The sequence below is a fragment of the Dactylosporangium sp. NPDC051541 genome, assembly GCF_044454505.1.
Classification (GTDB): domain Bacteria; phylum Actinomycetota; class Actinomycetes; order Mycobacteriales; family Micromonosporaceae; genus Dactylosporangium.
Window position 1 is genome coordinate 74,468 of the sequence record NZ_JBITDU010000029.1, and the last position, 8,727, is coordinate 83,194.

Consider the following 8,727-nt stretch of genomic DNA (forward strand, 5'->3'; position numbering starts at 1 on the left):
GCCGGTCAATGCTTTGACGACTGTTTCCAGCGCCGCCTACAGTGCCGCCCTGACGATCGGAGATTACGCCGATAATTTCGGACCGGAGGCTGCTGTGCGTCGAGGATTGGCTGGCTGGACCGGGCGCCTGATCGTTGGGCTGCTGCTGTGCACCTCCGTCGTGGCGCTCCCGCTGCCGGTGCTGGCGCAGGACGTGGTCGCCGGCTTCGACTTCGAGGACGGCACCGTGCAGGGGTGGGCCGCCCGCGGCGGTGCGTCGGTGGCCGCCGTCGCCGCGGCGGCTCGCACGGGCACATACGGGCTGCGAACGTCCGGCCGGACCCAATCCTGGGAAGGGCCGAGCGTGCAGCTGGCCGGGCGGCTGCTGACCGGGGCCACGTATGCCATCAGCGGTTACGTGCGGCCGGCCGATGCCACGGCGCCGGCCGTGTTGCAGCTGACGATGCAGCGGACACCGGTCGGCGGCTCGGCGACGTACGACTTCCTGACCAGCGCGTCCGTCGCCGGTTCGGACTGGGTGGAGCTCAGGGCCGCCTACACCGTGCCGAGCGACTCCTCGGAACTGCAGTTGTACGTCGAGAGCGGCGACGCCACGGTCGCCTTCGACCTCGACGACGTCACGATCACGATGACGTCCGCCCCGCCGACCGGCCCGCCGGATCAGGCGGGCGTCGCGACTGACTTCGAGGACGGCACCGCGCAGGGCTGGAGCAGCCGCTTCGGCGTCGGCCAGGCCGCCGTGAGCACGGCCGACGCGCACGGCGGCACGCACAGCCTGCTCACCACCGGCCGGACGGAAACCTGGACCGGCCCGAGTCGCAGCCTGCTGGGCCGGGTGTCGAAGGGCTCGAGGTACACCTTCGACCTGTGGGTCAAGCTCGCCCCGGGGGAAGCGTCGTCAGCCCTGCGACTGTCCATGGAACGCAGTACCGGCGGCGCCGCGAGCTATGACCAGATCGTCGGTGACAGCCCGGTCACCGCTTCTGGCTGGACCGAGCTGCGCGGCACGTACACCCTCGCCTACGACGTCGACGCGCTGTCGGTCTACGTCGAGTCGAGCAGCGGCACCGCCTCGTTCTACCTCGACGACTTCGTGATGACCTACGTCCGGCCGCTGCCGGTCCAGACCGACATCCCCTCATTGCGGGACGTGCTCGCGCCGGACTTCCCGATCGGCACCGCGATCGGTCGGGGCCAGATGATCGGTGAGCCCGCCGAGCTGCTGACGAGGCACTTCAACTCGGTCACGCCGGGCAACGCGCTCAAGTGGGACGCCACCGAGCCCGCCGAGGGGCAGTTCCAGTGGGCCGAGGCCGACGCGGAAGTGGACTACGCGGTCGCCCACGGCATGAAGATTCGCGGCCACACCCTGGTCTGGCACGCGCAGGCCCCCGATTGGATCTTCAAGGACGCCGACGGTGCCGACATGACCCCGACGCCGCCGAACAAGGCCCTGTTGCTGCAGCGCGAGGAGCGCCACATCCGGGCCGTCATGGGTCGGTACAAGGGCAAGATGTACGCCTGGGACGTGGTGAACGAGGCCGTGGACGAGTACCAGCCGGACGGGCTGCGGCGCAGCAAGTGGATGCAGATCGCCGGCCTCGACTTCATCCGCACCGCGTTCCGGGTCGCGCACGAGGTCGACCCGGCCGCCAAGCTGTACCTCAACGACTACAACACCACGCAGCCGAACAAGCGGGCCGCGTTGCTGCGGCTGGTCCGTCAGCTGCGCGCCGAGGGTCTGCCGATCGACGGCGTCGGCCACCAGATGCACATCGACATCGAGAAGCCGTCGATCGGCGACATCGAGCAGACGCTGCGCGACTTCGCCGCCATAGGCGTCGACAACCAGGTCACCGAGCTGGACATGAGCGTCTACACCAACGGCAGCGACAAGTACACGACCGTGCCCGCGGACGTGCTGACCGAGCAGGGCTACCGCTACCGCGACCTGTTCAACGCGCTGCGCCGGCAGCGCGCCAACCTCAGTTCGGTCACGTTCTGGGGCCAGTCGGACGACGGCAGCTGGCTCAACGCCTTTCCGATCACCCGGCTCAACGAACCGCTGCCCTTCGACGAGCAGCTCCAGGCCAAGCCCGCCTACTGGGGCATCGTGGACCCCGGCCGGCTGCCGCGGTACACCCGCGGCCTCGTCGTCCCGGAAGGCCGTCCCGCGCCGTCCGAGTGGGCGCTGCTGCCCGCGACCACTGTATTGAGCCGGGCCGGGCGGTCGCTGGCCTTCTCGCTGCGCTGGGAGGGCCGGGTCCTGCACGTGCATGCCATGGTGGGCGACAAGACGGCCGACCGGGGTGATGCGGTGGACATCACCGTCGGCGACCGGCGTGTACGGGTGCCGCGAACCGGAGCGCCGCCATCCGGCATCAAGGCGTCCGTCCATCCCGACCCGGCGGGTTACCGCATCGACGCGGATGTACCGCTGCCGGCGCCGATCGCGGCGGGACAGCCGGTGCCGTTCGACATCACGCTGATCGACCCGACCGAATCGGCGGGCTGGGGCGCCGGCCGGCCCGGGCTGCTCACCCTCGCAGCCGGCGTCCGCCACGTCGACGCGATCCGCGGCACCCCGGGGATCGACGGGGTGGCCGACGCCGCGTGGTCCCGGGCCGCGACGATCAGCACCGGCGTCCAGGTGATCGGCTCCGGCGGCGCGACCGCGTCCGCGAAGGTCCTCTGGGACTCCGGCCACGTGTACCTGCTGGTGGCGGTGAGCGACGTGAACCTCGACGCGAGCAGTCCGAACGTTTGGGAGCAGGACGCTGTCGAGATCTTCATCGACCCCGACAACGCCAAGACCGCCGGGTATGCCGACGACGACGGGCAGTACCGGATCAACTACGCCAACGCCCAAAGCTTCGGCGGCAACTTCAGCGCGTATGCGATAGCGGGGAACCTCACCAGCGCGACCCGCACGGTGCCCGGCGGCTACGTCGTCGAGGCGGCGATCGCCCTGCCGACGGCAACGCTGTGCGACGGCACCCTGCTGGGCCTCGACATCCAGGTCAACGACGCTGATGCGGGCCACCGAACGGCCGCACGGACCTGGAACGACCCGACCGGGCTGGCGTACACGAACACGTCCCGATGGGGCGTGACCCGGCTCGTCAACCGTTGACCGATCAGCTGCGCCGCGGTGGCCCGGCGGTGCTGTGCCGCACGACGAGGGAGGTGGGTAGCTCGATGCGGCTGTGGTCGGGGCGGGCCCCCGCCGCCAGGGTCATGACGAGTTGCGCGGCGGTGGCGCCCATGTCCGTCAACGGCTGCCGGACGGTGGTGAGCGGCGGGTCTGACCACTGCACGAACGTGAGGTCGTCGAATCCGACGACGCTCAGGTCTTCGGGGACGCGAATCCGGGCGGCGCGGGCCGCCGCGTAGACACCGATGGCCTGCAGGTCGTTGCCGGTGAAGACGGCGGTCGGCGGATCGGGCAGTTCGAGCAGCGCGGCGGCGGCGTCGCGGCCGTCCTCGACATACAGCGGCGCGGTCCGTAGCAGTGCGGGGTCGACCGGTACACCGGCGGCGTCCATCGCGGCGCGGTAGCCGTCCAGACGTGCGCGGCAGCACAGGTAGCGATCCGGTCCGTTGATCATCGCGATCCGGCGGTGGCCCAGGTCGAGCAGGTGCCGGGTGGCCGTGAGGCCGCCGTTCCAGTTCATGGCGCCGACGGATGGCGTCTGGTGCTGCGGCTCCCCGCTGGGGTCGAGCACGACGAGCGGGATACCGGCGGTCGACAGGTGGGCCAGCTGGCGCCGGGTGAGCTCGGCCGACACGGCGATGACGCCGGCGGGGCGGCGGCTCCGCACCTGGTCCGACCAGCCCCGGCCGGGCGTGAGGTGGCCTTGCATCTCGGTGAGCGCGACGGCGAGGTCGTGGCCGCGGGCGACCTGCTCGACGCCGCGGATGATCTCCAGGGCCCAGGGGCTGTCCAGGGCCTGGAACACGACCTCGACGATGGAGGCCGGCGGCGTGCGGTCCGCGCGTTGGTAGCCGTGCTCCCGGATGAGGTCCTCAATGCGCCGGCGGGTGTCGACGGCGACACCGGCATGGCCGTTGATGACCTTCGAGACGGTGGGCGCGGACACGCCGGCGAGGTCGGCGATGCGGGCAACGGTCATCTCCCGCCGCGATCGCCGCCCCGCCCCGGCCTCGGGGCTTGAGGAACTCACGGGAGCAGTCTATGTGTCCGATCGCCGCCCGGAACGAACCCCATGATCACGGAAAGTTTCAGAATGCTTCGCCCGGAGCATGGCTTCTAGCTGCGGAAATATAAGGACCCTAGGCGCGTGAGGTGGGAACGGCGCCGGAGGTCGCAGGATGGCGCCGTTCCACTCGACACCCCTGCAGACCCGTAGGAGGGCAGCACATGAGAGGCCGGATCAGGTTCGGAGCCATACGAACCGCCACCATCTGCGCCGTCGCCGCCATGCTCGCCGGTGCGGCGCTGGTCATGTTCAACCCGGGCGTCTCGGCCGCCGATGCGTCGACCAAGTACCTCGGCATCTTCCGCCAGACCAGCCCGGCCGAGATCCCGTCGGGAACGGCGAGCCGGTACGGGGTCACCCCGGCCAGCGCCCTGTGGTTCGACAGTTGGGGCACGGGCAACGCCTTCAACGCGGCCGAGGCGAAGACGTTGTGGAACCAGGGCATCATGCTGCACTACACCTGGGAGCCCTGGAACACGAGCCTGAGCGTCAGCGACCCCGCCCAGATCCACTTGCAGGACATCGTGAACGGCAAGTGGGACAGCTACATCAGAGCCCGCGGCGCCGAGTTCGCGGCCGCCGGCGCGCCGATCATGGTGCGCTGGGGGCACGAGTTCAACGGCAACTGGTACCCGTGGGGGATCGTCAACAACAACAGCGACCCCACCCTCTACGTCAACGCCTACCGGCGCGTGCACGACCTCGTCGTGGCGGCCGGGGCCACCAACGTGCAGTGGATCTGGTGCTTCAACAACAGCTCGACGCCGAGCGCCGCGTACAACGACCCGGCCCGGTCCTATCCCGGTGACGCGTACGTCGACTGGGTCGGCATCGACGGCTACAACTGGGGCCTCGGCCCGTCGTGGGACCCGAGCGGCAACTACTGGACGTCGTTCGACTCGATGTTCGCCGGCCCGTACTCCCAGGCGCGCTCCATCGCCCCCCGGCGCCCGGTGATGATCGGCGAGGTCGCCTCGACCGAGGACGGCGGCAGCAAGAGTCAGTGGATCAACGACATGTCCGCGGCCCTGCAGTCGAGCCGGTACGTCGACCTCAAGGCGATCTACTACTTCGACCAGGACAAGGAGGAGCCGTGGTCGGGCACGTCGTCGTCCGGCGCGCAGGCGGCCTTCCGGACGTGGGTCAACCAGCCGTACATGCGGGGGACGGGCACCGAGCTGGCCAAGGTGGCCCCGTCCTACCGGGGAACGAACCCCAGCACGCCGCCGGTGAGTTCGCCCCCGGTGAGCTCGCCGCCCGCCTCGAGCCGCCCGCCGTCCTCCCCGCCGCCGGTGAGCTCCCAGCCGCCGACCGGTGCGTGCACGGCGACCTATCGCACGGTGAACGCTTGGAGCGGCGGCTTCCAGGGTGAGGTGACGGTCCAGGCGGGGACCGCGGCGATCAACGGGTGGACGGTGCGCTGGACGCTGGGCGGCGGCCAGAGCGTCAGCCAGCTCTGGAACGGCACGCTGAGCGCCAGCGGCACCGCCGTGAGCGTGCGCAACGTGAGCTGGAACGCGGCGCTGCCGACGAACGGCACGGCCACCTTCGGGTTCCTGGCCGGCGGATCGCCGAACACGCCGGCGCTCACCTGCACCAGTCCGTGAATCAGTAGCACAAATGTCGTGATTCCTCGGCGGCGCCGGCCGCCGAGGAATCGATGCGCCTGGTCCGGCTGCCCATCGCCGGCGCCGATGCCGGTGATAACGGAAGCCGATTTGTCTGTGCGTCACCTCCTCCTTACATTCGTGCAATCACTCTGCGGCGCGCGGCCATCGCGCGCCCGGCATGTCGACGGATCGCGCACAGTGCCGGGTTGGAGCTTTGATGTCGAATACCGCGCACAAGCGTGGTGCGTCCGCTCGTCGCCGCTTGTGGCCCGGCGACTGGGTCGGGCGGGTGAAGGTCGCCTTCACCGTCGTCGGACTGGTGCAATGCATCGTCATCGGGCCCGCGCTGCACACGGCCCGCAGTACCGGCATCAGCACCGCGGGGGCCATCGGGCTGGTGGCCGCCTGCGCGCTCGGGCTGGCAGCAGCTCAGCGCATGGGACGCCGCGCGTGGCTGACCTATCCGGTCGACATCGCCGCGCTCACCGCGGTGACGCTCGTCCGGCCGGACTCAGCGCTGGGGCTGCTGCTGGCCGGCATCTTCGCCCGGGCGGCGATCGGCGGCAACGGGCAGGCCGCGATCAGAGCTTTGCTGTACCTGGCCACGGTGCTGTCGTCGAATGCACTGGGCCCGGCCTGGGCGGCAAGCCCGTCGACGGACGACTGGCGCCTACAGGTCATCGTCGCCGTCGTTGTCGGTACCGTGCTCACCCGGTTGATTGTGGTGTCCATCGAGCGCGTCCAGGAGGCGCTGTCGGCCACCGAGACCCTCGCCGCGGGGAGTGGGGAACTCCTCGCCGCCATGCACGTGGACGAAGTCCGGCTGATCGTCGAGCGCTGCAGCGGCCGGCTGCTCGGTGGTGTCCGCGCGACGTTCGCGGTGTCGGGTGACCGCCGGTCCTCGCCGCCGGTCGAAGGTGCGGTACGCGCGGTCGAGGTGTCGGCGAAAGGGCGGCTGCTCGGCACGCTGACCCTCCCGGAGCGCGCGCCGGCCTCGCAGATCGTCGAACGCACGCTGCAGGCGCTGCTCGGTCAGGCCGCGGCCACCATCGAGGCGATCGAACTGCGGGAGCGGCTCAACCACGAGGCGACCCACGATCCGCTGACCGGCCTGCCGAATCGCGCGCTCTTCGCGGACAGCGTCGCCCACAGCGTCACCGAACGCGGGCACGCGGCCGTTGTGGTGGTGGAAGTCGACCCTGGTACCACGAGCGAACAGGCCCAGGTGGAGCTCGCGCGCCGGATCGTGCGGTCACTCCGCCCGGGTGACCTCGCCGCGCAGCTGGGCCAGAGCCGCTTCGCGGTGCTGGTGCTGCTGCGGACGCAGCCGGACGAGGCGCTGGCCGCAGCCGCACAGCGGCTGCGTGACGCCATCCTCGCCGCCGATCCGGCTGGCGGTCCGGCCCCGGCCGGGTGCTGGATCGGCACGGCGCACGACTGGAACCAGCATGGCCTGGCGGGTGCGGACGTGGCCGAGGCGCTGATCGCCCGAGCCGATGGCGCGCTGGCCCGGATACGCGGCGAGGCCGGCGCCGGCGGAGCCGTCGCCGCGTACGACGCCCGCCTCGACCGACTGCCGATGCAGCGACACGCCGAGGCACTCGAGCGCGGCCTGGCCGAGCAGCGCCTCAGCGTCGGGTTCGAGCCCGTCACACCGCTGCACGACACCAGAAGCGGCTGGTATTCGGCGCGGCCGGTGCTGGCGGGATCCATGACGAGCGCTGAGATCCTCGCCGCTGCGGCGGCCGCCGGCCTGCGGGCGCGGCTGGAGCGGTGGCTGATCGGGTCCGTGCAGGCGGTCCTGAGCGCCGATCCCGACCATCCCGCGGCGGTCTTCATCCCCGTAGCCGGCGGTCACCTGACCCAGGCCTGGCTGGTCGACGCCGTTGAGGATGTCGTGCGCGCCGGGGTGGCCGGCGAGCGCATCGTGCTGGAGCTGCGGGAGGACGAGTTCCTCATGGGCGAGACGGCAACGGCCGACACCATCCGCCGGCTGCGCAGCCGCGGGGTCGGGGTGGCGCTGGCCGGTTTCGGGGCCGGCACACTGAGCCTGCACGAGCTCGGCACGCTGCCGGTCGACTGGTTGATCGTCGACCCGCGGCTGCTCGACGGGGCCTCGGCCGAGCAGTCGGTCCGGATGATCGCGTCGATCGCGCACGCGGCGCACCAGCAGAAGCTGCTGGTGGTGGCCGACGGCGTGCGTGATCCCCGGGAAGCCCGGCTGGTCCGCGCCGCCGGCTGCGACGCGGCCCGAGGACCGCTGTATGCCAGTGTGGCGGGCTGACCGCCGGCCGGGTCAGGGCTCCTGCGCGAGCAGGTCTTCGGTCGCCATGATGAGCCCGAGCACGTCGGCGCCGGGGTCGGGATGCAGTTCCCACTCGCCGAGCTGGACCGACGCGTCGACGACGGCTCGGCAGCGGCCGAAGCGGCGGTGGGCGTAGGCGGTCAGCCCGTCCTCGACGGTCGATGCGCGTTGCAGCTCCTCGACCAGGACGAGCGCGTCCTCCAGCGCCAGTGAGGCGCCGCTGGACAGGTGCGGCGTGGCCGTGTGCGCCGCGTCGCCGACGAGCACCACCCGGCCGCGGTGCCAGGGCGGCGTCAGCAGCAGCGTCGACAGTGGACGGTAGTCCACGGGGGTGCCCGGCCCGATCCGGTCGCGGGCCGCGAGGACCGGCTCGGCATGATCGGCGAGCTGCTCACGCATCAGGCCCGGCCAGCGGTCCCGGTCCGGACGAGGATCGAGGACGCCGTTGACGACGCACGCGTAGTAGGCCTCCTCGTCCGACACCAGATTCGAGGCGACCTTGTTGCGGGGGCCGAAGAAGAACCCGCCGGTCGTCTGCTGCGCCGGCCGCGGCAGGACGGCCCGGTAGACGCTCTGGCCGGTGCGCCGCGGC

The 8,727-nt window shown here is 71.2% G+C and carries 5 protein-coding genes; 3 read left to right on the forward strand and 2 right to left on the reverse strand.

Going from position 1 to position 8,727, the window contains the following annotated elements; translation table 11 throughout:
• The first annotated feature begins 94 nt into the window (after positions 1-94).
• Positions 95-3,133, forward strand: coding sequence for an endo-1,4-beta-xylanase (locus ACIA8L_RS54070; RefSeq protein WP_395917747.1), 3,039 nt, complete (start codon positions 95-97; stop codon positions 3,131-3,133).
• Positions 3,134-3,137: 4 nt separating this feature from the next.
• Here ACIA8L_RS54070 and ACIA8L_RS54075 read toward each other — a convergent pair whose 3' ends face one another.
• Entirely contained in the window at positions 3,138-4,184 is a 1,047-nt protein-coding gene (locus ACIA8L_RS54075; RefSeq protein WP_395917749.1) for a LacI family DNA-binding transcriptional regulator, read from the reverse strand.
• A gap of 197 nt (positions 4,185-4,381) precedes the next feature.
• Here ACIA8L_RS54075 and ACIA8L_RS54080 point away from each other — a divergent pair, with 197 nt between their 5' ends.
• Together ACIA8L_RS54080 and ACIA8L_RS54085 are read left to right on the forward strand one after the other, a co-directional pair.
• Positions 4,382-5,827 (forward strand): cellulose binding domain-containing protein, encoded by a 1,446-nt coding sequence (locus ACIA8L_RS54080; protein WP_395917751.1) that lies wholly within the window; start codon positions 4,382-4,384, stop codon positions 5,825-5,827.
• A gap of 220 nt (positions 5,828-6,047) precedes the next feature.
• On the forward strand, positions 6,048-8,114 hold the full coding sequence (locus tag ACIA8L_RS54085; protein WP_395917753.1) for an EAL domain-containing protein: 2,067 nt from the start codon (positions 6,048-6,050) through the stop codon (positions 8,112-8,114).
• 12 nt (positions 8,115-8,126) lie between these two features.
• On the opposite strand, the gene ACIA8L_RS54090 is transcribed toward ACIA8L_RS54085, so the two are convergent.
• On the reverse strand, positions 8,127-8,727 hold a 601-nt coding region (locus ACIA8L_RS54090; protein ID WP_395917755.1), incomplete at its 5' end, for an FAD-dependent monooxygenase.